General features: G+C 73.0%; 20 protein-coding genes. 9 read left to right on the forward strand and 11 right to left on the reverse strand.

Annotated elements, in window-relative coordinates; all coding sequences use genetic code 11:
* Nucleotides 1-63 precede the first annotated feature (63 nt).
* The 3 genes from ispG to N538_RS23645 are packed head-to-tail and all read right to left on the reverse strand — an operon-like array spanning nt 64 to nt 3,669.
* Complete coding sequence (gene ispG / locus N538_RS0103185) at nt 64-1,215, reverse strand: flavodoxin-dependent (E)-4-hydroxy-3-methylbut-2-enyl-diphosphate synthase (protein WP_036569272.1); 1,152 nt, start codon at nt 1,213-1,215, stop codon at nt 64-66.
* A 10-nt stretch (nt 1,216-1,225) separates the two neighbouring features.
* Nucleotides 1,226-2,587 (reverse strand): M50 family metallopeptidase, encoded by a 1,362-nt coding sequence (locus N538_RS0103190; protein WP_028636092.1) that lies wholly within the window; start codon nt 2,585-2,587, stop codon nt 1,226-1,228.
* A complete protein-coding gene (locus N538_RS23645; RefSeq protein ID WP_036569275.1) occupies nt 2,584-3,669 on the reverse strand; it encodes a 1-deoxy-D-xylulose-5-phosphate reductoisomerase in 1,086 nt (361 codons plus the stop codon). The genes N538_RS0103190 and N538_RS23645 overlap by 4 nt, the downstream gene beginning before the upstream one ends.
* A 92-nt stretch (nt 3,670-3,761) precedes the next feature.
* On the opposite strand from N538_RS23645, the gene gabT reads away from it, so the two are divergent.
* From gabT to N538_RS0103215, 4 genes are all read left to right on the forward strand, one after another.
* A complete protein-coding gene (gene gabT, locus N538_RS0103200) occupies nt 3,762-5,108 on the forward strand; it encodes a 4-aminobutyrate--2-oxoglutarate transaminase (RefSeq protein ID WP_028636093.1) in 1,347 nt (448 codons plus the stop codon).
* Between the two features lie 111 nt (nt 5,109-5,219).
* On the forward strand, nt 5,220-6,473 hold the full coding sequence (locus N538_RS0103205) for a cation:proton antiporter domain-containing protein (RefSeq protein ID WP_028636094.1): 1,254 nt from the start codon (nt 5,220-5,222) through the stop codon (nt 6,471-6,473).
* A gap of 34 nt (nt 6,474-6,507) precedes the next feature.
* A complete protein-coding gene (locus tag N538_RS0103210) occupies nt 6,508-8,295 on the forward strand; it encodes an N-acyl-D-amino-acid deacylase family protein (RefSeq protein ID WP_028636095.1) in 1,788 nt (595 codons plus the stop codon).
* On the forward strand, nt 8,292-8,741 hold the full coding sequence (locus N538_RS0103215) for a nuclear transport factor 2 family protein (protein WP_028636096.1): 450 nt from the start codon (nt 8,292-8,294) through the stop codon (nt 8,739-8,741). Before N538_RS0103210 ends, N538_RS0103215 begins: the two co-directional genes overlap by 4 nt.
* A gap of 72 nt (nt 8,742-8,813) precedes the next feature.
* Here the strand turns inward: N538_RS0103215 and N538_RS0103220 are convergent, their stop codons facing one another.
* Nucleotides 8,814-10,841: a hypothetical protein gene (locus tag N538_RS0103220; RefSeq protein WP_155991945.1), complete on the reverse strand. Its 2,028-nt coding sequence runs from the start codon at nt 10,839-10,841 to the stop codon at nt 8,814-8,816.
* 138 nt (nt 10,842-10,979) lie between these two features.
* Nucleotides 10,980-14,492: an ATP-binding cassette domain-containing protein gene (locus tag N538_RS0103225; RefSeq protein ID WP_028636098.1), complete on the reverse strand. Its 3,513-nt coding sequence runs from the start codon at nt 14,490-14,492 to the stop codon at nt 10,980-10,982.
* 161 nt (nt 14,493-14,653) lie between these two features.
* Here N538_RS0103225 and N538_RS23650 point away from each other — a divergent pair, with 161 nt between their 5' ends.
* From N538_RS23650 to N538_RS0103240, 3 genes are read left to right on the forward strand one after another with little or no spacing between them, the layout of a single operon-like run.
* Nucleotides 14,654-15,343, forward strand: a complete 690-nt coding sequence (locus N538_RS23650) for a hypothetical protein (protein WP_051548673.1) — start codon at nt 14,654-14,656, stop codon at nt 15,341-15,343.
* Nucleotides 15,340-15,744 (forward strand): phage holin family protein, encoded by a 405-nt coding sequence (locus tag N538_RS0103235; RefSeq protein WP_028636099.1) that lies wholly within the window; start codon nt 15,340-15,342, stop codon nt 15,742-15,744. Before N538_RS23650 ends, N538_RS0103235 begins: the two co-directional genes overlap by 4 nt.
* On the forward strand, nt 15,720-16,286 hold the full coding sequence (locus tag N538_RS0103240) for a DUF3618 domain-containing protein (RefSeq protein ID WP_028636100.1): 567 nt from the start codon (nt 15,720-15,722) through the stop codon (nt 16,284-16,286). Before N538_RS0103235 ends, N538_RS0103240 begins: the two co-directional genes overlap by 25 nt.
* Before the next feature lie 26 nt (nt 16,287-16,312).
* Here N538_RS0103240 and N538_RS0103245 read toward each other — a convergent pair whose 3' ends face one another.
* Both N538_RS0103245 and N538_RS0103250 read right to left on the reverse strand, forming a co-directional pair.
* The gene (locus N538_RS0103245) at nt 16,313-17,185 is read right to left on the reverse strand and encodes an ADP-dependent NAD(P)H-hydrate dehydratase (RefSeq protein WP_028636101.1); all 873 of its coding nucleotides are present in this window, start codon (nt 17,183-17,185) and stop codon (nt 16,313-16,315) included.
* Nucleotides 17,175-17,930, reverse strand: a complete 756-nt coding sequence (locus N538_RS0103250) for a histidine phosphatase family protein (RefSeq protein ID WP_028636102.1) — start codon at nt 17,928-17,930, stop codon at nt 17,175-17,177. Before N538_RS0103250 ends, N538_RS0103245 begins: the two co-directional genes overlap by 11 nt.
* A 117-nt stretch (nt 17,931-18,047) precedes the next feature.
* On the opposite strand from N538_RS0103250, the gene N538_RS27160 reads away from it, so the two are divergent.
* Entirely contained in the window at nt 18,048-19,325 is a 1,278-nt protein-coding gene (locus N538_RS27160) for a polysaccharide deacetylase family protein (protein ID WP_197025222.1), read from the forward strand.
* Nucleotides 19,326-19,438: 113 nt separating this feature from the next.
* Nucleotides 19,439-19,657, forward strand: coding sequence for a hypothetical protein (locus tag N538_RS0103260; RefSeq protein WP_028636103.1), 219 nt, complete (start codon nt 19,439-19,441; stop codon nt 19,655-19,657).
* 166 nt (nt 19,658-19,823) lie between these two features.
* On the opposite strand, the gene N538_RS23660 is transcribed toward N538_RS0103260, so the two are convergent.
* From N538_RS23660 to speB, 4 genes are all read right to left on the reverse strand, one after another.
* On the reverse strand, nt 19,824-21,032 hold the full coding sequence (locus N538_RS23660) for a saccharopine dehydrogenase family protein (protein WP_231496122.1): 1,209 nt from the start codon (nt 21,030-21,032) through the stop codon (nt 19,824-19,826).
* Nucleotides 21,025-22,458 carry a gamma-aminobutyraldehyde dehydrogenase gene (locus tag N538_RS0103275; protein WP_028636104.1) on the reverse strand — a complete coding sequence of 478 codons (1,434 nt, stop codon included), beginning with the start codon at nt 22,456-22,458 and terminating at the stop codon, nt 21,025-21,027. The genes N538_RS23660 and N538_RS0103275 overlap by 8 nt, the downstream gene beginning before the upstream one ends.
* A 71-nt stretch (nt 22,459-22,529) precedes the next feature.
* Nucleotides 22,530-24,110 carry an amidohydrolase gene (locus N538_RS0103280; RefSeq protein ID WP_028636105.1) on the reverse strand — a complete coding sequence of 527 codons (1,581 nt, stop codon included), beginning with the start codon at nt 24,108-24,110 and terminating at the stop codon, nt 22,530-22,532.
* On the reverse strand, nt 24,107-25,108 hold the full coding sequence (gene speB / locus N538_RS0103285; protein WP_028636106.1) for an agmatinase: 1,002 nt from the start codon (nt 25,106-25,108) through the stop codon (nt 24,107-24,109). The genes N538_RS0103280 and speB overlap by 4 nt, the downstream gene beginning before the upstream one ends.
* Between the last annotated feature and the right edge of the window lie 5 nt (nt 25,109-25,113).

Here is a 25,113-nt window from a genome sequence, read left to right on the forward strand (position 1 = left end):
AGGCGAAGTCTGGGGCAGCGGACGCCGTCCGTCACCCCCGAACGGGTGGTGTTCGCCCGTCGTTCAGGAGACGGTGACCTGCGCGGCGGCGCCGTCGACGGACTCCATGCCCTCCGCGATCCGCATGGCCTCCTCGATCAGGGTCTCCACGATCTGCGACTCGGGCACGGTCTTGACGACTTCGCCCTTGACGAAGATCTGACCCTTCCCGTTGCCCGAGGCGACGCCGAGATCGGCCTCGCGGGCCTCGCCGGGACCATTCACGACGCAGCCCATCACGGCGACCCGGAGCGGGACCTCCATGCCCTCGAGACCGGCCGTCACCTCGTCCGCGAGCTTGTAGACGTCCACCTGCGCGCGCCCGCACGAGGGGCACGAGACGATCTCGAGCTTGCGGGGGCGGAGGTTGAGCGACTGCAGGATCTGGATGCCGACCTTGACCTCCTCGACCGGCGGGGCCGAGAGGGAGACGCGGATCGTGTCGCCGATGCCCCGGGAGAGCAGCGCGCCGAAGGCGGTCGCGGACTTGATCGTGCCCTGGAAGGCCGGGCCGGCCTCGGTGACGCCCAGGTGCAGGGGCCAGTCGCCGCGCTCGGCGAGCATCTCGTAGGCGCGCACCATCACGACCGGGTCGTTGTGCTTGACCGAGATCTTGAAGTCGTGGAAGTCGTGCTCCTCGAAGAGGCTGGCCTCCCACACCGCCGACTCGACCAGTGCCTCGGGCGTGGCCTTGCCGTACTTCTCGAGCAGCCGCTTGTCGAGCGACCCGGCGTTGACGCCGATCCGGATCGAGGTGCCGCGGTCCTTGGCGGCCGCCGCGATCTCCTTGACCTGGTCGTCGAACTGCCGGATGTTGCCGGGGTTCACGCGGACGGCGGCGCAGCCGGCGTCGATCGCGGCGTAGACGTACTTCGGCTGGAAGTGGATGTCGGCGATCACCGGGATCTGCGAGTGCTGGGCGATCGCGGGCAGCGCCTCGGCGTCGTCCTGGCTCGGGCACGCCACCCGCACGATGTCGCACCCCGTGGCGGTGAGCTCCGCGATCTGCTGCAGCGTCGCGTTGACGTCCGCGGTGAGGGTCGTCGTCATCGACTGGACCGAGACGGGAGAGTCACTGCCGACGCCGACCTTGCCGACCTTGATCTGACGGGTCTTGCGCCGGGGGGCGAGCACCGGCGGCGGGGCCGTGGGCATGCCCAGGCTGATCTCGGTCATGGCCCTAAGCCTAGGACTCGATGTGAATCGGTACGACGAGGTCCCCGACGATCAGCACCACGCCCATGACGAGGAGCACACCGGCCACGCAGTAGGCGATCGGCAGCAGCCGGGCGACGTCGACGTACCCGGGGTCGGGACGGCCGCGCAGCCGGGCGAACCCGCGGCGGATCGCCTCCCAGAGCGCGCCGGCGATGTGGCCACCGTCGAGCGGGAGCAGCGGGATGAAGTTGAACAGGCCGATGAACAGGTTGAACCCGGCGAGCAGCAGCATCAGGAAGACGGCCTTCTCGGCGAGCGGGAAGCCCGCGTCCGAGACGGTCTCGCCGGCCATCCGGCTCCCGCCCACGATGCTGACCGGGCTGTCGACGGCACGGTCCTTGACGCCGGCGATCGCCTCGGCGACCCCCCACACCTTGACCGGCAGCGTGGCGAGCGCCTGCACGCTCTGCTTGGTCATCGTGCCCATCTGGTCGAGGGTGTAGAGCGGGCCGCCGGTCTGAATCTGGGTGTGCGTGGTGGGCGTGACTCCGAGGAAGCCGACCTGGCGCAGGGTCTGGTCGGTCTGGGAGGTGGGGCGGGCCTCGACGGTGGTGTTGGCGGTCCCGGTCAGCTGCCTGCCGTCGCGCTCGTAGCCGATCACCGCGTCACCGTCTGAGTTGCCCCGGATCAGCGTGCGGAGCTGGTCCCAGTCGGCGATCGGGGTGCCGTTGAAGGTGGTGACGACGTCGCCCGGCCGGAGCCCGGCCTCGGCGGCGGGGCTGATCGGGTCGCTCGAGGTGCAGGTGGTCCGGTTGTCGACGTACGGGATCACGCACTGCGAGACCTCGTCGATGACCGGTCGGCCGGCGTCCGGCTCGATGCTGCGCTGTCCGTAGGTCCCGAAGACGATCCAGAACAGCGTGAACGCGATCAGGATGTTCACCGTCGGCCCGCCGGCCATCACGATGACCTTCTTCCACCAGACCATCTTGTAGAAGAGGCGCTCGCTGTCCTCCGGGCCGATCGTCTCCCACTCGGCCGCGCGGGCGTCGGAGATGAGCTGCGTGAACAGCCCGGTGTTGGACTTGCGGACCTTGACGACCTGGTTGCCCTCGGCGTCGGTGGTGACCTCGTCGGCCAGCTGCGCGGCGCCCGGCGGGAGCATCCCGACGATCTTGACGTAGCCGCCGAGCGGGATCGCCTTGACGCCGCACTCGGTCTCGCCGACCTGCTTGCTCCACACCGTCGGGCCGAAGCCGACGAAGTACTGGGTGACCTTCCCGCCGAACTTCTTCGCGGGGATCATGTGGCCGAGCTCGTGAAGGCCGATCGACGCGAGGATGCCGACCGCGAAGATCAGCACGCCCAGCGCGTAGAACAGAGTGGTCACTTGGTTCCCTCGATCAGCTGGCGGGCCGTCTCCCGAGCCCAGGCATCTGCGTCGAGGATGCCCTCGACCGTCACCTCAGAGGGTACGTCGTGGCGGCTGAGAACCGCCTTAACCGTGGGGACGATCTCCGCGAAGACGAGCCGCCCGCGGCGGAACTCCTCGACGCACACCTCGTTCGCGGCGTTGTAGACCGCCGGCGCCGTGGCGCCCCGCTCCCCTGCCGAGCGCGCGAGCGCGACCGCCGGGAACGCCTCGTCGTCGAGGGGGAAGAACTCCCACGTCTGCGGCCGCGACCAGTCGACGGGCGGGGCGGTGCCGGGCACCCGGTCCGGCCAGGCGAGGCCGAGCGCGATCGGGATCAGCATGGTCGGCGGGCTGGCCTGCACCAGCGTCGAGCCGTCCACGAACTCCACCATCGAGTGCACGACGCTCGTGGGGTGCACCACGACCTCGATCCGGTCGAACGGGATGCCGAAGAGCAGATGAGCCTCGATCACCTCGAGGCCCTTGTTGACCAGGGTCGCGGAGTTGATGGTGACGACCGGGCCCATGTCCCAGGTCGGGTGCGCGAGCGCCTCCTCGACCGTGACGCCGGCGAGCTCCTCGCGGGTGCGGCCGCGGAACGGGCCGCCGCTGGCCGTCAGCACCAGCCGGCGTACCTCCTCGGCCGACCCGCCGCGCAGGCACTGGGCGAGCGCGCTGTGCTCGGAGTCGACCGGCACGATCTGGCCGGGCGCGGCGCGGTCCAGCACCAGCGGGCCACCCATGATCAGCGACTCCTTGTTGGCGAGCGCGAGCGTGTTGCCGGCGTCGAGGGCGGCGAGCGTGGGGCGCAGGCCGACCGCGCCGGTGATGCCGTTGAGGACGACGTCGCAGTACATCGACGCGGCCTCGATGCTCGCGTCCTCCCCCAGACCGGAGTACGCCGGGGCGAGCTCGGCCACCTGCTCCTCGAACAGGCCGGGGTTCGACCCGCCCGCCGTCAGCGCGACGACCCGGAAGCGGTCCGGGTTGGCGCGCACGATCTCGATGGCCTGGGTGCCGATGGACCCGGTGCTGCCCAGGATCGCGACGTCTCTCACGCCCCCAGTCTCCCGCACGGGGGCTGGTGGTCACGAAATCCTCAGCCAAACCCCCTGCCGGGAACGGAACCACTCGTGAGAGGCTTCGATGCATGACCGAATCTGCTGTTGGCGGGCCCTCGCTCCCCCAGGAGCGCCGCCTCGTCACCGAGATCCCGGGCCCCGGCTCGCTGGAGCGCCTGGACCGCAAGAAGGCGCACGTCGCGGACGGCGTCGGCACGATGCTGCCGGTGTTCGTGGTCGCGGCCGGGGGCGGCGTCCTCGTCGACGTGGACGGGAACTCGCTGATCGACCTCGGGTCCGGCATCGCCGTGACCTCGGTCGGCAACGCGGCACCGGCGGTGGTCCGGAACGTCACCGCGCAGGTCGAGGCGTTCACCCACACCTGCTTCATGATCACGCCGTACGACGGCTACGTGGACGTGTGCGCCGCGCTCGCCGAGCTCACCCCCGGCGACCACGCGAAGAAGAGCGCCCTGTTCAACTCGGGCGCCGAGGCCGTCGAGAACGCCGTGAAGATCGCGCGCGTGGCCACCGGACGCGACGCGGTGGCGGTCTTCGACCACGCGTACCACGGCCGCACCAACCTGACGATGGCGATGACCGCGAAGAACATGCCGTACAAGAACGGCTTCGGCCCGTTCGCCGGCGAGGTCTACCGCGCGCCGATGTCGTACCCGCTGCGTGACGGGCTGACCGGCGAGCAGGCCGCGGCCCGCGCGATCGACGTGCTCGACAAGCAGGTCGGCGTCCAGAACCTCGCCTGCCTGGTCATCGAGCCGATCCAGGGCGAGGGCGGCTTCGTCGTACCGGCGCCGGGGTTCCTGCCCGCGCTCGCCGCCTGGGCGAAGGAGAACGGCGTGGTGTTCGTCGCCGACGAGATCCAGTCCGGCTTCTGTCGCACCGGCGACTGGTTCGCCGTCGACCACGAGGCGGTCGTGCCGGACCTGGTGACGACCGCGAAGGGCATCGCCGGCGGCCTGCCGCTCGCCGCCGTCACCGGGCGCGCCGAGCTGATGGACTCCGTGCACGTCGGCGGTCTCGGCGGCACGTACGGCGGCAACCCCGTCGCCTGCGCCGCCGGCCTCGGCGCGATCGAGGAGATGCGCCGGCACGACCTCGGCGCCCGCGCCCGCGAGATCGGTGCCCGCATGGAGAAGCGGCTGGCGGATTTGCGGGCCGAGCACGACGTGGTCGCGGACATCCGGGGCCGTGGCGCGATGATGGCGATCGAGCTCTGCAGGCCGGGCACCACGGAGCCGGACCCGGTCCGGACCGCGGCGGTCTCGGCGTACTGCCACCGCAACGGCGTGGTCACCCTGACCTGCGGCACTTGGGGCAACGTGTTCCGGTTCCTCCCTCCGCTCTCGATCGGCGACGAGCTGCTCGACGAGGGGTTCGACGTCGTCGCGGAGGCGTTCGCGGCGACGGCCGGCTGACCGGTCCACCCCTCCCCGCCGGCCGCGACCCGGGTCTGACCGCGTTCACGCTCCTGTCACTCCGGGGCGGTGACGAGGTGCGGAACCGCAGGCATCGGGTACCACGCGCCCGTGACCGCCGACCTCGTCTACCTCGTCGCCGGCGCGAGCCTCCTGCTGGCGATCGTGCTCCCTGCGCTCCTGGACCGCTGGGCGGTGTCGGCGCCGATGGTGCTGGTCACCGTCGGACTGCTGCTGGGCCTGACCCCGCTCCCCGACGGGATGCCGCTCGACCCCCAGGCGAACCGGGCCACGATCGAGCACGTCACCGAGCTGGTCGTGCTGGTCGCGCTGATGGGGGTCGGCCTGGCGCTCGACCGGCCGCTCGAGGTCCGCCGCTGGGCGTCGTGGCGGCGCTGGGGCGCCACCTGGCGCCTGCTCGGCATCAGCATGCCGCTGACGATCGGCGCGATCGGCCTCCTCGGCTGGGCGGCCGGGCTCCCGGCCGCGGCCGCGGTGCTCCTCGGCGCGGTGCTGTCGCCCACCGACCCGGTGCTCGCCTCCGACGTCCAGGTGGCCGGGCCGCAGACCGGGGACCATGAGGTCGACGAGGACGACGAGGTGCGGTTCACGCTCACCTCCGAGGCCGGGTTGAACGACGGCCTGGCCTTCCCGTTCGTGTACGCCGCGATCCTGCTCGCGACCCACGGCGCCCTGTCCGGCTGGGTGCTCGAGTGGGTGGGCTGGTACCTCGTCGGCAAGGTCCTCCTCGGCGTGCTCGCCGGCATCCTCGTCGGCCGGGTGCTGGCGTACGCGGCGTTCCGCTCGAGCAGCGCGTCGCTGCGGGTGGCCGAGCGCGGCGAGTCCCTGATGGCGCTCGCGGCGCTCGTGTCGGCGTACGGCGTGGGCCAGGTCGTCGGCGGCTACGGCTTCCTGTCGGTCTTCGCGTGCGCGATGACCTTCCGCTCCGCCGAGCGCTCCCACGACTACCACGCGGCGATGCACGAGGTCGCCGAGCGCCTGGAGCGGCTGCTGACGCTGTTCGTGCTGCTGGTGCTCGGCATCGCGACGACCCGCGGGCTCTTCGGGAGCCTGGACTGGAAGGGCGTCGCGATCGCGGTCGCACTGGTCCTCGTCGTGCGGCCGCTCGCCGGGACCGTCGGGCTGCACGGCTGCCTCGAGCCTGATGAGCGGCGGACGGTGGCCTTCTTCGGGGTGCGCGGGATCGGCTCGATCTACTACCTCGCGTACGCCGGCGGGGAGGCCGAGGGCCTGGCCACCGACTGGATGTGGTCGACGGTGTCGTTCGCGATCGTGCTGTCCGTCTTCGTGCACGGCGCGCTCGCCGCGCCGGTGATGAGGAGACTCGAAAGCTCCCGCTCTTGACGCGTGTCAACTGGAACCGGTTCCATTCCGAGGCATGACCTTCGACGCGATCATCAAGGGCGGCCGCTGGTTCGACGGGACGGGCGCGGCGTCCGCGGTCCGCAACCTCGGCATCCGGGACGGCCACGTCGTGGCCGTCACCAGCGAGGAGCTCGACGAGACGGGCTGCCCCGAGGTGGTCGACGCGGCCGGGAAGTGGGTGATCCCGGGGCTCGTCGACATCCACACGCACTACGACGTCGAGGTGCTCGACGGCCCCGGGCTGGCCGAGTCGGTGCGGCACGGGGTGACCACGCTGCTGCTGGGGTCGTGCTCGCTGTCGACCGTGCACGTCGGTGGCGTCGACGCCGGCGACCTGTTCGGGAGGGTCGAGGCGATCCCCCGCCAGCACGTGATCCGCGCCGTCGACGAGCACCGGACCTGGTCGAGCGCCGAGGAGTACGCCGCCGCGCTGGAGTCGCTGCCCCTCGGACCGAACCTGGCCGCGTTCATCGGGCACTCCGACATGCGCACCGCGACCATGGGCCTGGACCGCGCGACCCGCAAGGAGGTGCGGCCCAGCCGCCGCGAGCGGGCCCGGATGGAGAGGATGCTGGCCGAGGCGCTGGACGCGGGGTTCGTCGGCATGTCGGCCCAGCAGCTGCTCTTCGACAAGATCGACGGCGACCTGTGCCGCTCGCGCACGCTGCCCTCGACGTACGCGAAGGGCAAGGAGATGCGCGGGCTGCGCTCGATCCTCCGCCGCCGGCGCCGGGCGCTCCAAGCGGGGCCGGACGCGAGCCACCCGCACACGATCATCACCCAGGCCGTCGGCTCGATCGGCTGGTTCGGCCGGCCGGCCCTGCGCACCAGCCTGCTGTCCGCCGCGGACATCAAGGCGATCCCGTTCGTGATCCACCTGATGCGGCCGCTCGCCCGGGTCGTGAACCGGCTCGGCGCCGACTTCCGCTGGCAGCACCTGCCCGTGCCGTTCGAGGTGTACGCCGACGGCATCGACCTGGTGATCTTCGAGGAGTTCGGCTCCGGAGCCGCCGCCCTGCACCTGCAGGAGAAGCTGGCCCGCGACGAGCTGATGCGCGATCCCGCGTACCGCCGGCAGTTCCGCAAGGACTACGAGAGCAAGTACGGCCCCCGGGTCTGGCACCGGGACTTCTTCGACGCCGAGATCGTCGCCTGCCCGGACGGCTCCGTGGTGGGCAAGTCGTTCGGCCAGGTCGGTGTCGAGCGCGGCGGCAAGCACCCGGTGGACGCCTTCTTGGACCTGGTGCTCGAGCACGGGACGGCGATCCGCTGGCGCACGACGATCAGCAACCACCGGCCGGCGGTGCTGCGCAAGCTCGCGCGGGACCCGGGCATCCAGGTCGGGTTCTCCGACGCCGGGGCACACCTGCGGAACATGGCGTTCTACAACTTCGGGCTGCGGCTGCTCAAGCACGTCCGCGACGCCGACGCCGCGGGCACGCCGTTCATGAGCGTCGAGCAGGCCGTGCACCGGCTCACCGGGGAGCTCGGCGAGTGGTATCGGATCGACGCGGGCACGCTGCGCGTCGGCGACCGGGCGGACCTCGTGGTGCTGGACCCCGACCGCCTCGACGCCGCGCTGGAGGAGTACCACGAGGCTCCGGTCGAGCAGTACGGCGGGCTGTCGCGGATGGTGAACCGCAACGACGCCGCCGTGCCCGCCGTGTTCGTTAGCGGGCGTCGGGTCGTTGAGGACGGCGAGCCGACGGCGCTGCTCGGGCGTGAGCGGACCGGGCAGTTCCTGCGGGCCGGGCGCGGCGGCGCCGCCGTACCGGCTCCGGCCGTCGAGGCGGCCTCGTGAGCCGGACCCCGGAGGAGGCCGTCCGGGGCCTCTGGCGGACGCTGTCCGAGCGGGACTACGACGGCATCGCGGAGTGGGTGACCGAGGACTGCGTCTACCTGGACGTGCCGGTCGGCCCGACCCTGGCCGCCCGAGGCCCGGTGGACATCGCCAGGCGGCTCGAGGTCGGCTGGGGCGATCTCGCGGCGTACGAGAACCACGACGGCGTGCTCGTCGCCCAGGGCGCGGACGTGATGTACGAGCACTCCGAGACGTGGACGTTCGCCTCGGGCGAGGTCGTGACGCTGCCGTTCGTGACCGTCCACCGGGTGCGCGACGGCCGCGTGTGCCTCTGGAAGGACTACTGGGACTACGGCGCGATCATGAGCGCCGCGCCGGCCTCCTGGGTCGAGGGGCTCGCCACCGCCGACACCAGCTGGGTGTACGACGCGAGCGGGGAGCTGTAGGCGCCCACCGGACGGCCGACGTGCACGTGGCCGTGCCCGGCCGGCGGGGCGGGGACGACGGCCGAGGTCCGTCTAGCGCAGGCGGTACACGTCCATCGCGGTCTCCCGCACGGCGTTGCCGTGCCGGTCGCGACCCGTGACCCGGATGCTCATCGTCCCCCGGTCGCCGTGGGCACGCGGGGTGGCGTACCGCACCCGGAACGAGTCCGTCGAGGTCCGGACGACGCGCGCGTCCCGCCAGTGCACGCCGTCGGTCGACACCTCGACGGTGGCGCGGGCGACGTGCTGGTCGTGGGCCGGCGTGCTGAACGAGAGGCCGAACGTGGTGCGGCCCGGGGCGACGTACCCCGCCAGCGTCGACGGCGGCACGTACGACGGCGTCAGGATCGGCTGGCGGGCAGCGCCGTGCGCCGAGTGGAAGGTCCACACGTCCTCGACGTTCGTCGAGAGCGTCCAGGTGGGGGCGCTCGGGTGCGAGACGGCGGTCAGCTCGAAGGTCCGCCGGTCCCGCGGAACCTCGACGGCGTAGGAGATCAGGCCCGTTCCGTCCGCGATCACCCGGCCGTCCTGCCGGAGCGCCCACTCACCGTCCTCGTCCGGCACGAAGCCGAGCATCTCCGACCCGGCCCCGGAGAACAGCGGGAGCTGTCCGTACAGCACGTTGCGGTAACGCCCGGTGAGCGCGAACGGGCTCGGCCCCTCCGCGCCCGGTCCGACCGGGCCGTGGGCGAAGACGGTCCGGTAGGTGTGCCCGGCACGGGGATAGCGGTGCACGTCGATCAGCTGGGTGAGGTTCTCGTGGCGCCGGGTCATCAGGGGCATGACGACCTGCGTGTAGGACAGCTCCCGCGAGGCCTGGAGGAACAGCACCCGCCGGCCGGGCACCCGCGTCTCGAAAGACTGGCCACCGGACAGGCCCAGGTCCGACGTCCCGACCTCCACGAACGTGGGTCGGCGACCCGCGGGGCCGTTGGCGTAGAACTCCTGGACCACGCGCGCGAAGTCGTCGTGGTGGTGCACGAAGGTCAAGTCGGCCGGGACCCCGTCGGCGACGTCGGCGGTCACCGCGAGCCGGTGCGCGGTGCGGGCAGGTCCGCTGCCCCTCCGGACCAGCTGGGCGGAGACACCCGTGTGCACGGTGCCGTAGGTCGGCTGCGCGGCGACCGGTTGCACGCGCGTGAAGAAGTGCTTCCCGGAGAATCCGAACGAGTAGCCGTTGGAGTCGCCGACCTCGGCGCTGATGGTCAGGTCCGCCTCGACCACCCGGTGGCCGGGCATCGAGACGTGGGGCCGTGCGGTCGCGTCCGCGAGGTTCAGCGACACGGTGCTGTCGTCGGTCACGGCGAACTCCGGCGGGAGCAGCACCGCGCTGAACGTCGAGGCGACGAGCACGTACCTGCCCTCGGGAACCTTCGCCGTGACGGTGCCGTCGGCGCCGGTCGTGAGGAAGCCGCCGAACGCGGGATCGTCGAGGTCCATCAGGAGCACGTCGGCGTACCCGACCGGATCCCCACCGCCGCTGTGGAGCTCGATCGTCAGCGTGTGCCGGGCACGGGAGGCGGTGTGGGTCGTCGCTGCCCCGGCGAGCCGCACCGAGCGGACCGCCTGGAGGTCGGCGGCCTGCACGCCGGCCGCAGAGTAGGACCCGAGCACCGTGCCCGAGGACGTACGCCGCAGGTGCAGCGCGTCGCCGGCGGCGCTGCGGGCACGTGGCGCCGCGTCGTCCCGCAGCGTCACCACCACCGGGACTCGCGACCCGTGGAGCCGCGCGAGGCGCGTGACGTCGTAGAGCGACGGGTCGAGCTTCGACCGGAGCGCCGCCGGCAGCCGGGGCACGAGGTAGCTCGAGGTCCCGACGTCCCCGTGCATCACCTGCCCGCCGAGGTGCGGTCCCGACACGATCCGCGACACCCGCGAGCCGTCCGCGCGGGTCGTCAGCAGCACGGTGTCGCCGGTGATCAGGTGGACCGTCCGGACCTGGGTCACGGCCAGCGGTCGCGCGGCCGGCCCCGACGGGCGGCCCGGCGGCGGTCCTGCGGTGGCGGGTGCCGCGACGAGCGCGGCGGCGAGAACGGCGAGCGCGAGCAAGGTACGACGCATGAGGACCCCCGTGTCCGAGATGAGGGGCACACCGTAACCGCTCGCGGACCTTGCGCGTCGGCAGCGGCGCCGACCCGATCGAGCGCTTGCTGGGCGGCGAGCTCTGGGCGGCAGCGGAGGAGCTCGATCCGGCTCGCGCTAGCCCGCGAGGTGCCCCCAGGACGCCGACAGCTCGGTCCACGGGCCGACCGCGGCGACCCTGCCCTCGACGAGCACGACGACCCGGTCGGCCTGGACCAGCGCCGCGCGCTTCGAGGTCGCGCCGACCACGGTTGCGCCGCGCTCGCGCAGCGCGGTCCAGAGCTCGACCTCGGTCGCGGCGTCGAGCGCCGAGGACACGTCGTCGGCCAGCAGCAGCTCGGCCTCGCACGCGAGCCCGCGGGCGAGGGCGAGGCGCTGCACCTGACCCCCGGACAGCCGCACCCCGCGGTGCCCGACCAGCGCGTCCGGCCCGCCCGCCGCCTCGACGTCGGGCGTCAGCCGCGCGGTCTCGAGGGACGGGACGACGGCGCGATCGGGATGATCGAGCCGGACGTTGTCGGCGAACGTCCCCGACATCACCCTCGGCACCTGGGCGACGTGAGCGACGCGCCCGGGCCGCAGGAACGTCTGCGGGTCCGCGACCGCCTCGTCGTTCCAGCGGATCTGGCCGTGGCTGGAGACCAGGCCGGCGAGAGCGGACAGGAGGCTCGACTTGCCCGAGCCGACCTGGCCGAGCAGCAGCACCAGCTCCCGGGACCCGACGGTCAGCTCGACGTCGCTGACGCCGATCGTGCCGTCGTCGTGGACCGCGGTGAGGCCGCGCAGCTCCAGCGTGCGCAGCGGGTCGCGGACCCCGGGCTCGGGCGCGGGCGAGGCGCCCGTGACGAGGTCGACATCGGCCGGCAGCTCCATCAGGTCGCCACCCCCCGCGAGCCGGCTGGTGGTCTGCATCCAGGCGCGCGTGCCCGGGGCCTCGGTGATCACCGAGCCGGCGACCCGGCCGAACCAGTCGAACCCGTTGACCGCCCCGGCGACCAGCAGCGCGGTGGCCAGGCCCCAGCCGCCGCCGACCAGGACCGCCCACGCCGTCACCACGCCGCACTGGACCATCACGATCGGGACGCCGTCGAGCAGTGCCTGGACGCGGTGCTCGCGGACCGCCGCGTCGACCCGGCCTCCGTCGACCCGGCTCAGGTGGGCGTGCACGCTGGGGGTCGAGGCAGCGAGCTTCACGGTGCGCACCGAGTCGAGGGCGGAGACCAGGGAGCGGCCGAACCCGGCGCGCGCGGCGGCCGACGCCGCGGCGGAGCGGCCGGCCACCCGGCGACCGAGCGACGACGCCAGCGACGACGCGACCATCACCCCGAGGAGCACGCCGCCGGCCAGCAGGCTCCGCGCGAGGATCGCGGTCACGACCGCGATCAGCAGGCCGTTGACGAAGTCGACCCAGCGGTCGGCGTACCGGGCCAGCCGGTCGGCGTCCATCGTCCGGGCGACCACCTCGCCGGCGGGCGTGCGCTCGAGGCGGTGCTGGGCGGTCTGGCCGGCGAGGACCGAGGTGCGGACGCGCAGCATCACCGAGACCCACCAGCGCGGGTAGCGGCGGATCGCCTCGGCGAGCAGCAGCGGCGAGGTCAGCAGCGACACGACGAGCGCCGCAGTGAGGACCGTCGGGGTCTCGCCGCGCTGGAGCGCCACCACGAGGTGGCCCCAGATCCACCCGCTCACAGCACCCAGCGCACCGGTCAGCACCGAGAAGAGGAAGAGCGCGACGCTCACCAGCCCCCAGCGGGGCTCGACGACCAGAGCGGAGTACGTCGCGCGCGCCAGCCCCGGGATGTCGCGCAGCCGGGGCGGCGGGGGCGGCTCACCGGTACGCCGGGCGGTGCCGACGCTCCGGTCCGCCGACTCGTCGACGGGGCGGACGACCCCGTCCTCGGCGGATGCCTCGAGAAGGTCCCGGAACGGGCCGGGCTCCGCGGCGAGCACCGCCCGCAGACCGAGTTGCACGACGCGGCCGCCGTCGAGCACGGCGACCTGCTCGGCCCGCTCGGTGGTCGAGAGCCGGTGCGCGACCAGGATCCCGGTGCGCCCGGCGAGCAGCCGCTCGGCCGCACGGACCACGTGGCCCTCGGTGACCGGGTCCATCCGCGCCGTGGCCTCATCGAGCACCACCACGCGGACGTGCCGCACGAGCAGCCGGGCGAAGGCGACCAGCTGCTCCTCGCCCGACGACAGCGTGGTGCCGCCGGGACCCAGCAGGGTGTCCAGGCCGTCTCGCAGACCGGCGACCCAGGCGTCCAGCCCGAGCTCGGCGACGGCGGCCTCGACCTCGGCGCGCGGGACCGGCTCGAACAACGTGATGTTCTCGGCGAGCGTGCCGGCCAGGATCTCGGTGCGCTGGGTCACGACGCCCACCGAGGAGCGCAGCTTCTGCAGGTCCAGATCGAGGACGTCGACGCCCCCCAGGAACACCGAGCCGCGCTCCGGCTCGACTGCCCGCGAGAGCAGCGACGCCAGCGTCGACTTGCCGGAGCCGGTGCGGCCGACCAGCGCGCAGGTGGTCCCCGCCGGGACGTTGAGGTCGACGTGCTCGAGGGCGAACCGGCCCTCGACGTACGCGAAGTGGAGGTCGTGGAACTGCACGTCGAGCCGGCTGTCGGGCAGCTCCATCCCGCCGACCGGCTCCCGCTCGGCACCGAGGAGGCTGCGCAGCCGCAGCACCGCGCCGAAGCCGGCCTGGAGGTCGGGCAGGTGCCGGGCCAGGTTGTCCACCTGGCCGACGAACATGGTCGTGACGAGGTACAGCGTCACCAGCGACGCGGTGTCCAGGTCGCCGTCGGCGACCAGCGCGACGCCGACGAGCGCGGTGGCCGCGAGGACACCGTGCAGGAGCGTGCCCGTGCGGCGGCTGATGCGTGCCTCGAGGCCGACCACGACGGCGAAGCGGCGGTTCACCTCGGCCGCCAGCGCCGTGCACCGCCGCAGGACGTGCGCGCGGCCGAGGCTGGTGCGCACGTCGTCACGCCCGGCGATGCCCTCCTCCAGCGCGGCGGCGTGATCGGTCCACGCCGCCTCCTCCTCCACCTTGCGGGCGGAGAGTTGGGGCAGCAGCGGGCGGACGGTCAGCAGGGCGGCCAGGCCCGCGAGCGGGAAGAGGAAGAACGCCGGCCACCAGGTCACGCTGGCCACCACCCAGAGCGGGCCGGAGGCGAGCAGCGTCCGGATCGCGAGCCAGGCGCTCTGGCGCAGCAGCGTGCCGACCTCGTGGGTGTCGTCGTCGACCCGGTCGAGCACCTCGCCGACGGCCTGCTCCGTGAGCGTCGCGAGCGGCTGGTGCAACGCGGCGTCGAGCAGGTCGGCGCGCAGCCGCCCCTCGGCGCGATCGACGACGCCCGCCCACAACGTGCGTGCCCCGGTGTCGAGCACCGCCGCGCCGACCACGCAGAGTGCCAGCAGCCCCACGAGCCGGCTCGTGGCGTCCTCGGCCAGGTGGCCCGCGACGAGCGACCCCAGCGACGTGCCGACCGCCGCGATCGCGCAGGCGACCAGTGCCACGGTCGCGACCGGGCTGCGCAGCCGGCGCCAGTCCACGGTGCGCTCCGCAGGCGGCGTGACCCGGGGCGGGGTGCCGACGGGGCGCTGGGCGTCGAGATCGGTGGCAGTCATGGCGAGGTACGACGCTATGTCGCGGCACCGACGCCCGTCCCCCCATTTCCGTGCGGCGGGAACGCTCTGGCCGATCTGCTGGGATCCAATCACGCCCGTCCGGGTGAGAGTGCGGTGGGCACGACTGGCTACTGCGCTCTATCCGACCCATGGGAGGGCACATGACGACGAACACCGGCGCCACCGAGCGCGCCAAGGAGACAGCGTCGACGGCCGCCGACGAAGGGCGACACGTGGCGAGCGTCGCGAAGGAAGAGGCGACGAACGTCGCGGCCACGGCCGCCGACCAGGCTCGTTCCGTGATGGGCGACGCCGTGGACCAGGTCGGCAGCCAGCTCGGCGAGCAGGCGACCACCCAGCGCGACCGGTTGTCCGGCACGCTCCGCACCCTCGGCGAGGACCTGGAGCAGATGGCGTCGCAGTCCCCGAGCTCCGGGCTGGCGAGCAACCTGGCGCACGAGGTCGCCGAGCGGGCCCGGAGCCTGGGTGCGCAGCTCGAGAGCCGGGAGCCGCGCCAGCTCCTCGATGACGCGCGCGACTTCGCGCGGCGCCGGCCGGGGACGTTCCTGCTCGGCGCCCTCGCGGCGGGCGTGGTCGCCGGACGGCTGTTCCGTGGCGCCGCCGACGGCGCGGCGGCGGCCAGCCTTGCTCCGGCCGCGCCCAGCGCTCCGACGCCGACGACGCCCGTCACGCCGCCGGCGACGGCGACGGCGCCGACCGGCGGGGCGCGCTCCACCGGGGCGGTCACGACGACGCCGCCGTTGCCGCCGCCGGCGGCCTCGCCGACGACGCCCATCCCGGTCCCCGGCCAGCCGGTCGGCGTACCCGGCGCGGAGGGTGCTGGCTCGTGAGCGACCCGACCCCCCACCAGATGGACCAGCGCAGCCTCGGGGAGATCGTGGGCGACCTGTCCCAGGACCTGACGACGCTGGTCAAGCAGGAGCTGGAGCTGGCCCGCACCGAGCTGAAGCAGGAGGCCGCGCGCGCCGGCAAGGGCGCGGGCCTGCTCGGCGGCGCCGGCGTCGCCGGGCACCTGCTCCTGATCTCGGCCACGTTCGCGGTGGTCTACCTGCTCGAGAACTGGATGCCCGTGGAGCTCGCGTTCCTGATCGTCACCCTGATCTGGGCCGCCGTTGCCGGCATCCTCGCGCTCACCGGCCACAAGGCGCTCCGGGAGAGCAACCCCCAGCTACCGACCACGCAGCAGACACTCAAGGAGGACGCGGCATGGGCCAGAGCACAGAAGAGCTGAGCAGCAACATCGCCGAGACCAGGGAGGCGTTGACGGCGGACGTCGACGCGCTCCAGGAACGGGTGAGCCCGACGGCGATCATCGAGCGCCGCAAGGCCGCCGCCCGCAGCCGCCTGAGCAGCGTGCGCTCGCGGGTGATGGGCACCGCCCACGACGTCCGCACCACGACAGCCGGCTCGGCGGGGTCCGCCGCCGGGTCCGCCAAGGACGCGGTCGGCGCGATGCAGGACAAGGTGGAGGGCTCGCCGCTCGCGGCCGGCCTGGTGGCCTTCGGAGCGGGGATGGTGCTCGCCTCGCTCGTCCCCGCTGCCGATGCGGAGGCCCGGGCCGCGGCCCGGGCCGTCGACACCGCGAAGGAGAAGGCGGCCCCGCTCCTCGACGAGGCCAAGGCAGCCGGCCGGGACGTGGTCCAGCAGGTCGGCGCCTCGGCGGGCGACGCCGTCCAGGAGGTCAGGGACACCGCCACCGGCGGCGCGGAGCGCATCCGGTCCGAGAGCGGCTCGGCCGTCGACTCGGTGCGCTCGGACGCGCAGGGCGACTGACGACAGGGACCCAGGTCGGGCTGAGGTCAGCCGATCTCCGCGAGCGCTGCCGGCACCTGTGCCGGCAGCTCTCGCGCGAGGTAGCCGACCGTGGCGACCGCGGCCGCCAGCCGCTCGCCCACCCGGGCGTGCACATAGCCGCCCCAGGCGGCTGCCTGAGCGGGCTCGGCCCCGCGAGCCAGCAGTCCCGCGACGATGCCGGCCTGCACGTCGCCCGACCCGGACACCCCGAGAACGGGCCCACCCCCGTCCACACCCCACGTGCGGCCGTCGGGCGCCGCGATGCACTTGCCCTCGCCGCCGCACAGCACGACCACGCCGCTCCGCCGGGCGACCTGGACGGCGACGTCGGCCACGTCGCGCTCGACGCGGGACTCCTCGACGCCGGCGGTGCGCGCGAGCTCGGAGACGTTGACGGTGAGCACCGCGCGACCCGACAGGTGGGCCAGGCCGTCGGGATCCTCCGTCAGGTACGCCGACGCGACCGCATCGAGCACGACGGGCAGGTCGAGGTGCGGCAGCACGCGGCGCAGGAGCGCGACCGCGGCGTCGGGGTCCCCGAAGCCCGGGCCGACGAGCACTGCGGCAGCGGGGCCGGCCCGGTCGACGACGACCCCCGCCGAGCCGGGCGCGACGTTGCCGTCGTCGTCCTCGTCCAGGCCGACGACCTGCGCCTCCGGGACCGCGACACCGAGCGGGCCGGCCGTGGTCGCCGTGGTGGCGAGGGCGAGCTTGCCGGCTCCGGCACGCAGCCCGGCCTCCCCCGCGAGCAGCACCGCGCCCGGCGTCGTCCGGGTGCCGCCCAGCACGAGCAGCTGCCCGCGCGATTCCTTGCCGCCCGAGGCGTCGGGCAGCGGCCAGTCGCGCAGGGCTCCCGCCGTGAGCAGCTCAGTGGTCATGGCCCCGCCCGCGCTGCGGGTCCTCGTGGGTCACCGGCGCGTCGAGGTCGTCGATCGCCCGCGCGTCAGCGAAGACGTCGAGCTCGAAGCGGTCGCCGTCGCGGCAGAACCTGGTGAACGACGCGTTCGGGATCGGCGTGGTCCGGTCGATGTCGAGCAGCTCCTTCTCGTCGAGCCGCTCGAGGGCGTAGCGGAACGCCATGATCACCGCCTGGTGCGTGAACAGCCACAGCCGCTCGCCGTCGTACCCGTGCCGCAGGTCGGTGAGCAGGCTCCGCACACGCATCACCACGTCGGCCCAGCTCTCACCGGACGGCGGCTGGTAGTAGAACTTCCCGACCTTCGTCCGGCGCTTGGCCTCGTCGGGGTGGCGGGCCCGGATGCCCGCGCCGGTCAGTCCGTCGAAGACCCCGAGGTCGCGCTCCCGCAGCCGCTCGTCGAGGACCGCCTCGAGGCCGACCGGGCGCAGGGCGTGCTGGGCGGTCTCCGCGGCCCGGCGGTACGGCGAGGCCAGCGCGATCGTCGGCCGCCAGTCGTCGGGCGCCTTCTCCTCGAGCCAGGTCGCGAGGGCGGCGGCCTGGTCGCGGCCGGCCGGCGACAGCTCGACGTCGGCGTCCCGCTCGTCGAGGTCCAGCACCTCGGCCGCGGCCTCGCGGGCGCGTCCGTCCGCGAGGTTGCCGACACTCTCGCCGTGCCGGACGAGCGTCAGGCTCGCGGGGCCGTTCGTCCATCGGGGGGCTACCACGACCGGCGTGTACCCACCGCGCCGCGCCCGGGAACATCACCAGCGTCACGCTCCTGTGACGTCGGATGACAGCGACGACAACCGTGCGCCGCGCCGGGGCGTCAGACCCTCGTGAGGGTGCGTCTCGTGCTCGTGGCACTGCTCGTGGCACTGGTCGCTGCCGTGCTGGTGCCGGCTCCGGCGACGGCTGCGCCGGCGCGCCCGTGCTCGCGCGGGCTGGTGGCGCTGACGTTCGACGACGGACCGCTCGCGTCGGTGACCCCGCGTGTGGTGCGGCTGCTGGTGCGGCTGGACGTCCCCGCGACCTTCTTCATGGTGGGCGACCGGGTCGCCGCACACCCCGAGCTGGTGCGGCTCGTCGACCGCGCCGGGTTCGCGATCGGCAACCACACCTGGGCGCACACCGACCTCACCACACAGACGCCTGCGGAGGCCCGGCACGCCCTCGTCACCACCCGACACGCGCTCCTCGACGCGGGCGTGCAGCCGACCGACCTCGCGCGCCCGCCGTACGGCGCCGTGGACGACCGGGTCCGGCGGGTGATGGCGGGCCTGGGCCTGGTGCCGACGCTGTGGACCATCGACTCGCGCGACTGGACCGGGCTGTCGCCGCGCCGGATCGCGAACGGCGTCGTCGGTCACGTGCGGCGGCACCGCATCAACGTCGTGCTCCAGCACGACGGTGTCACCAACTCCCCGGCCACGGTGCGGGCGCTGCCGCACGAGATCGCGACCCTGCAGCAGCGGGGCTACTGCTTCGCCTCGCTCGACGCCCACGGTGAGCCGGCCGCGCCGGTCCCGGTCATCTCGGTCTCCCCGGATCGGCGCCGGATCACGGAGGGCGACCGGGTGCGGCTCACCGTCCGGCTGGACCGGCCGACGACCCGGGCCACCCGGGTGCACACGGCGGCAGGGAGCGTGGAGGTCGCGGCCGGCCGTCAGGTCGCGCACCTCTGGTTCCGGGCCCCGCAGGACCGCGCCGACGAGAGACCGGAGGACGTCACGGTCTTCGCTGGCACCGTGGTCCGGGTCGTCGACGACGACCCGCCGCCCGTCGTCTCGGTCGTGGATGCGACCGTCACGGCCTCTCCCCTGGTGCCTGTGGCCGCCACCGTGGCGGTGCACCTGGACCGCCCCCGGGACCGGCCGACCCGGGTCGTCGTCCGGAGCGACCTCGGCCCGGCGCGGATCACGGTGCCGGCGTTCTCCCGGCACGGCGTCGGCACGGTGAGCGTCCCCGCCACGGCTCGTGGACGCGAGGTCGCCCTGCACGCCGCCGGCGCCTCGTCGGCGACCCTGACGATCGAGCCGTCCGGCCGGACGTGGCTCGAGGCCGCGCGGGCCGCGGTGGCGCGCGTGCGCTGGCCGGACGTGAGGGTGCGGCCGATCTTCTGAACGACCCGATCGGCTCCGGAGGACGCACGCGCGCGACGACGGAGCAGAATCGGATCCACACCGGTATCGCAACAATTGCGCCGGACGGCCGAAGGCCTGCGATACTGGAGCCGATGACAACTTCGCCCGGGGTACGCCGACACCTGGCCAGCAGCCCCTTCCAGCCCAAGCCCGAGCCGACGATCGAGGTCTACGCGGTCGACGACCTGGTCTCCCACGACTCCTACGGCATGGGTCGCGTCATCCAACTCGAGGCGGCGGCCGTGACGGTCGACTTCCGCTCGCAGAAGGTGCGCATCACCAGCCCCTACAGCAAGATGGCCAAGCTGTAGGACGACGAGTGGGTCGCCCGGCGGTCAACCTGCCGTGACGACCCTGCTCCTCGTGCCCGGAGCCGGCGGCGACGCGTGGTTCCGGCATCCGCTCGTGCGGGCTCGGCGCGTGAGCGCCTCGGCGTCGAGGTCGAGCTCGTCGCCGGCCGGCTCTGCTAGAGCTCCTTCATCCCCCACGGGCTGCCGTACTCGGTGAGCAGCTCGAGGAAGGGACCGCGTCGAAGGCCTCCGGGCCGAGGACGCCGGCGCCCTGCCAGGTCCCGCGGGACAGCAGCTCGAGCGCCACCACCGGGTTGATCGCGGTCTGCCAGACGACGCACTGGTGCCCGTACTCGCGCATCGTCCACTCGTTGTCGACCACGTGGTAGAGGTACGTCGACCTCTCGGCGCCGTCCTTGCCACGGCCGGTGACCCACAGGCCCGCACAGGTCTTGCCCGTCATCCGAGGCCCGACCGTGGCCGGGTCCGGCAACACGGCCGCGACCACGTCGCGCGGTGACACCTCGACGCCCTTCACCCGCACCTTCTCGGTCGAGTCGAGACCGAGGGTGTGCAGGACCTTGAGGATGTTGATGAACTCGTCGCCGAGGCCGTACTTGAACGTCGCGCGCCTGCACTCCACCCAGCGCGGCATGAGGAGGACCTCCTCGTGCTCGACGTTCACGCACTCGACCGGGCCGATGCCCTCCGGGAAGTCGAAGACCTCCGGCTCGGAGAACGGCGGCGTCGTGAACCATTCCCCGTCCTGCCAGATGACGGGCGGGTTGAGGCACTCCTCGATCGTGGTCCACATCGAGAACGACGGCGCGAAGATCTCGTTGCCCTCGTCGTCGGTCACGACCAGGTTCGCCCCGTCGCGGGTGCCGAGCTCGTCGATCTCGCTGAACAGGTGGTCGGCGGCGTACCTCGCGAACACGTCGGACAGGCCCGGCTCGACGCCGATGCCGACGAGCGCGAGTCGGCCGGCCGCCTCCCAGTCGGAGGCGACCGCGAACTGCTCGTCACCGAGCTTCACGCCGGTCTTCTCGTACGGCGAGGTCGGGTGCGGCCGCGACAGCGACATCGCCATGTCGAGGTAGTCCGCGCCGGCGGCGAACGCGCCGTCGAAGACGGACATGTCGAAGACCGGGTCGACCGCGTTCATCACGTGCGTGATCCGGTGCTCGCGGCACAGCGCCGCCACCGAGTCGGCCGAGGAGGCATCGACCTGGGCGCCGACGTACCTCTCGTCCTCGGCGGCCGCCTTCTCGGCACGCGACTCGTCGTAGTCGGCGATCACGATCACCTCGAAGAAGTCGCGACGAGCGGCGATCGCGCAGAACGCCGACCCGACACCGCCGGCACCGACGAGCAGGATCCGCATCGGATCACTCACCGATGTACGACATCACGTGCTTGATCCGGGTGTAGTCCTCGAGCCCGTACATGGACAGGTCCTTGCCGTAGCCGGAGTGCTTGAACCCGCCGTGCGGCATCTCGCTGATGAACGGGATGTGGGTGTTGATCCAGACGACGCCGAAGTCCAGGCCGCGCGACATCCGCATCGCGCGGGCGTGGTCCCTGGTCCAGACGCTGGAGGAGAGGCCGTACTCCACGCCGTTCGCCCAGCGGAGCGCCTCGGCCTCGTCGCTGAACCTCTGCACGGTCATCACCGGGCCGAAGATCTCGGTCTGGATCTGCTCGTCGTCCTGCTTCAGGCCGGACAGCACGGTCGGCTCGTAGAAGTAGCCGCGGTCGCCCTTGCGGGACCCGCCCGTCTGCACGCTCGCGTGGTCGGGCAGCCGGTCGACCATGCCGGAGACGCGGTCCAGCTGGTTCTGGTTGTTGAGCGGGCCGTAGTAGGTGCTCTCGTCGTCGGGCATGCCGGTCGGCATCCCCTTCGCGGCCGCGGTGAGCGCGGAGACGAACTCGTCGTGGATGCCCGGGCCCACGAGCACCCGGGTCGCGGCGGTGCAGTCCTGGCCCGCGTTGAACAGGCCCGCGCCGGCGATGCCCTCGGCGGCCTTCTCGATGTCGGCGTCGTCGAAGACGATCACCGGGGCCTTGCCACCCAGCTCGAGGTGGACGCGCTTGAGGTCGTGGGAGGCCGACTCCGCGACCTCCATGCCCGCGCGTACCGAGCCGGTGATCGCGACCATCTGCGGGGTCTTGTGGGCGACCAGCGCGCGGCCGGTGTCGCGGTCACCGGTCACCACGTTGAGGACGCCGGGCGGCAGGAACTCCTGCGCGAGCTCGGCGAGCAGCGTGGAGCTCGCCGGCGTCGTGTCGCTCGGCTTGAGGACGATGGTGTTGCCGCCGGCGAGCGCCGGGGCGATCTTCCAGATCATCATCAGCAGCGGGTAGTTCCACGGCGTCACCTGCCCGACGACGCCGACCGGCTCGCGGCGGACCCACGAGGTGTGGTCGGCCATGTACTCGCCCGCGGACCGCCCCTCCAGGATCCGGGACGCGCCGGCGAAGAACCGGAAGTGGTCGGAGGCGTACGGCATCTCCTCGTCGAGCGTGATCTGGACGGGCTTGCCCGTGTCCCTGCACTCGACGGCGTTGATCTCGTCGACCCGGGACTCGATCGCGTCGGCGATCCTCAGCATCGCCTCCGACCGCTCCTTGGGCGTGCTGCTCCCCCACGACTCGAACGCGGCCGCAGCCGCGGTGTACGCCCGGTCGACGTCCTCGTCACCCGACTTGGGCGCCTGCGCGTACACCTCGCCGGTGGTCGGGTCGACGATGTCGTAGGTCTCCCCCGACACGCTGTCGACGAGCTCTCCGTTGATGACGTTCTTGAAGGTCTGGTCGGCCATGCGGGCGAGCCTAGTGATGCCGCAACGGAATCTGTAGGGGTTCGCGGCGTTCGCGCGCGGATTTCGTTGATTCAGGCCTCGTAGACAGCACTTCCGTCGATCCAGGTGGACACCACGCGCGCGGATCCGGTGTCCTCGGACGCCCCGGCGAACGGGTCGCGATCGAGCACGACGAGGTCCGCGACCGTCCCGGGCGAGACGGTGCCCGCGTCGTCACGGTGGTTCGCCCACGCCGACCCCGAGGTGTAGGCCGTGAACGCCTGCTCGAGCGTCAGCGCCTGCTCGGGCAGGAACGGCGCGGCACCGGCTCCCGGCTCGACCCGGGTCACCGCGACCTGGATCGCCTGGAGCGGGTCGGGGGTGCTGACCGGCCAGTCGCTGCCGGCCACCAGCCGCGCGCCCGCGCGGGCGAGGTCGCCGAACGGGTACTGCCAGCGGCTCCGCTCCGCCCCGAGGAACGGGATCGTCAGCTCGACCATCTGCTCGTCGAGGCAGGCCCAGAGCATCTGCAGGTTCGCGGCGACGCCGAGCCCGGCGAACCGGCGTACGTCGTCGGGGTGCACCACCTGGAGGTGCGCGACGTGGTGCCTCCGCTCGGGAGACGTGCCCTCGAACGCGTCGAGCGCCTCGCGCACGCCGCGGTCGCCGATCGCGTGCACGTGCACCTGGAACCCGGCAGCGTCGAGCGCCTGCACGGCGTCGCGGATCGCCTCGGCGGTCAGGAACGAGTGACCGCTGTTGTCGGTCGGGTGGCCGCACCGGTCGAGGTACGGCGTGAGCATCGCGGCCGTGTAGTTCTCGGCGACGCCGTCCTGCATGATCTTCACGGTCGTCGCGCGGAACCGTCCGCTGCTCATCGTCTCCCGGCGGCCGACCAGGTCGGCGACCTGCTCGATGCCGAGCCGCCGCTCCCACCAGAGCGCGCCGACGACGTACGACCTCAGGTCGCCGTTGGCAGCCGCGGTCTGGTACGTCGAGGCCGGGTCGTCCATGCCGGAGTAGGCGCCGACGATCGCGTCCTGCCAGGACGTGACGCCGACCGAGTGCAGGTAGGACTGCCCGGCCATCAGCGCGGCGTAGTAGTCCTCCCCGGTCGTGCGCGGGAGGTGGCGCGACACCAGCGCGGTCGCGCCCTCGTGCAGGGTGCCGCTCGGCCGGCCGTCGGCGTCGCGCTCGATCCGGCCGTCCGGCGGGTCGGGCGTGTGCTCGGCGATGCCCGCGATCTCGAGCGCTCGGCTGTTGACCCACGCGCCGTGGTGGTCGCGGTTGGGCAGGAACACCGGCCGGTCCGCCACCACGCCGTCGAGGTCGGCCGCGGTCGGCGTGCCGCCGGGGAACGCCGGCATCGCCCAGCCGCCACCGAGGATCCACCCGACGTCGGGGTGGCTGTCGGCGTACTCCCTGATCGCGCGGAGGTACTCCTGGCGGGTCTCGTGCTCCGAGAGGTCGCAGCGCAGCCGTTCGAGGCCGCCCTGGATCGGATGCACGTGCGCGTCGGTGAACCCGGGCGAGACGAAGGGGGCGTCGACGACCTCGTCGCCGGACAGCCCCTCGCCGACCGCGACGATCCGGCCGTCCTCCACGAGGACGTCGGCGCGACCGAGGTGGCGGCGGCCGTCGAAGACGGCACCGGCCCGGAAGAGGATGCTCACCGGCCCTCCAGCAGCGGGCCCGCCGGGTCGTGGGAGATGCCGTGCCTGCGCGCAGCCAGCGCGGACAGGGCCTCGAGGCAGACGCGGTTCGCGAGGTACGCCGTGATCTCGGCGTGGTCGTACGGCGGCGACACCTCGACCACGTCGATGCCGGCGACCGGGAGCTCGCGGCAGATCCGGCGTACGGCGTCGAGCAGCTGGCGGCTGGAGAGCCCACCCGGCTCCGGCGTACCCGTCCCCGGTGCGTGGCCCGGGTCGCAGACGTCGATGTCCACCGAGAGGAAGACGGCGTCGCACTCGTCCAGCGCGATCTCGAACGCCTCGTCGAGGCAGGCGTCGAGGCCGCGCTTGCCGATCTCGGTCATCTCGTAGGAGCGCATGTCCTGCTCGGCCATCCAGTCGAGCGTCTCGGGGCCGGGCCAGTAGCCGCGCAGGCCCATCTGGAGGAAGCGGTCCCCGCGCAGCGCGCCGGACTCGATCAGCCGGCGCATCGGCTGGCCGTGGCCGTAGAGCGAGCCGAACTCGATGTCACCGGTGTCGGCGTGCGCGTCGAAGTGGATCATCGAGACCTTGCCGTAGCCGTGGTGGCGGGCGACGCCGGTCGCGTCGGGCAGCGCGATCGAGTGGTCGCCGCCCAGGACCAGCGGGATCGCGCCCGCGGCGGAGACCCGGTAGACCGCCTGCTCGAGGGCGCCGAGCGCGCGCTCGATCTCACCGGGCGGCATCTCGACGTCGCCGGCGTCCACGACGCGGAGGTCCCGGAGCGCGTCGACGCGCAGCGCGAGGTGCGGGCGGGAGCCGTCCTGCGGGAGGTAGTCGGTCTGCCGGATCGCCATCGGCCCGAAGCGGGTGCCGGGCCGGTGCGACGTACCGCCGTCGAACGGCGCACCCACGACCACCACGTCCGCGGCCGCCAGCGCCTCGGCGTCGTCGAGGTCGACGGGGTCGACCCCGAGGAAGGTGATGTCGGGGCCGAACTGCGCGCCGTACCGTGTCATGCGCA

Source organism: Nocardioides sp. URHA0032, assembly GCF_000620645.1.
Taxonomy (GTDB): Bacteria; Actinomycetota; Actinomycetes; order Propionibacteriales; family Nocardioidaceae; genus Nocardioides.

Excerpts from the sequence above, each read along its gene's own strand:
- gabT (WP_028636093.1), top strand. The coding sequence starts at position 3,762 with ATGACCGAATCTGCTGTTGGCGGGCCCTCGCTCCCCCAGGAGCGCCGC.
- N538_RS0103260 (WP_028636103.1), top strand. The coding sequence starts at position 19,439 with ATGACAACTTCGCCCGGGGTACGCCGACACCTGGCCAGCAGCCCCTTC.
- N538_RS0103220 (WP_155991945.1), bottom strand. The coding sequence starts at position 10,841 with ATGCGTCGTACCTTGCTCGCGCTCGCCGTTCTCGCCGCCGCGCTCGTC.
- N538_RS23650 (WP_051548673.1), top strand. The coding sequence starts at position 14,654 with ATGACGACGAACACCGGCGCCACCGAGCGCGCCAAGGAGACAGCGTCG.
- N538_RS0103275 (WP_028636104.1), bottom strand. The coding sequence starts at position 22,458 with ATGGCCGACCAGACCTTCAAGAACGTCATCAACGGAGAGCTCGTCGAC.
- N538_RS0103210 (WP_028636095.1), top strand. The coding sequence starts at position 6,508 with ATGACCTTCGACGCGATCATCAAGGGCGGCCGCTGGTTCGACGGGACG.
- N538_RS0103245 (WP_028636101.1), bottom strand. The coding sequence starts at position 17,185 with ATGACCACTGAGCTGCTCACGGCGGGAGCCCTGCGCGACTGGCCGCTG.
- N538_RS0103225 (WP_028636098.1), bottom strand. The coding sequence starts at position 14,492 with ATGACTGCCACCGATCTCGACGCCCAGCGCCCCGTCGGCACCCCGCCC.
- N538_RS0103240 (WP_028636100.1), top strand. The coding sequence starts at position 15,720 with ATGGGCCAGAGCACAGAAGAGCTGAGCAGCAACATCGCCGAGACCAGG.
- ispG (WP_036569272.1), bottom strand. The coding sequence starts at position 1,215 with ATGACCGAGATCAGCCTGGGCATGCCCACGGCCCCGCCGCCGGTGCTC.
- speB (WP_028636106.1), bottom strand. The coding sequence starts at position 25,108 with ATGACACGGTACGGCGCGCAGTTCGGCCCCGACATCACCTTCCTCGGG.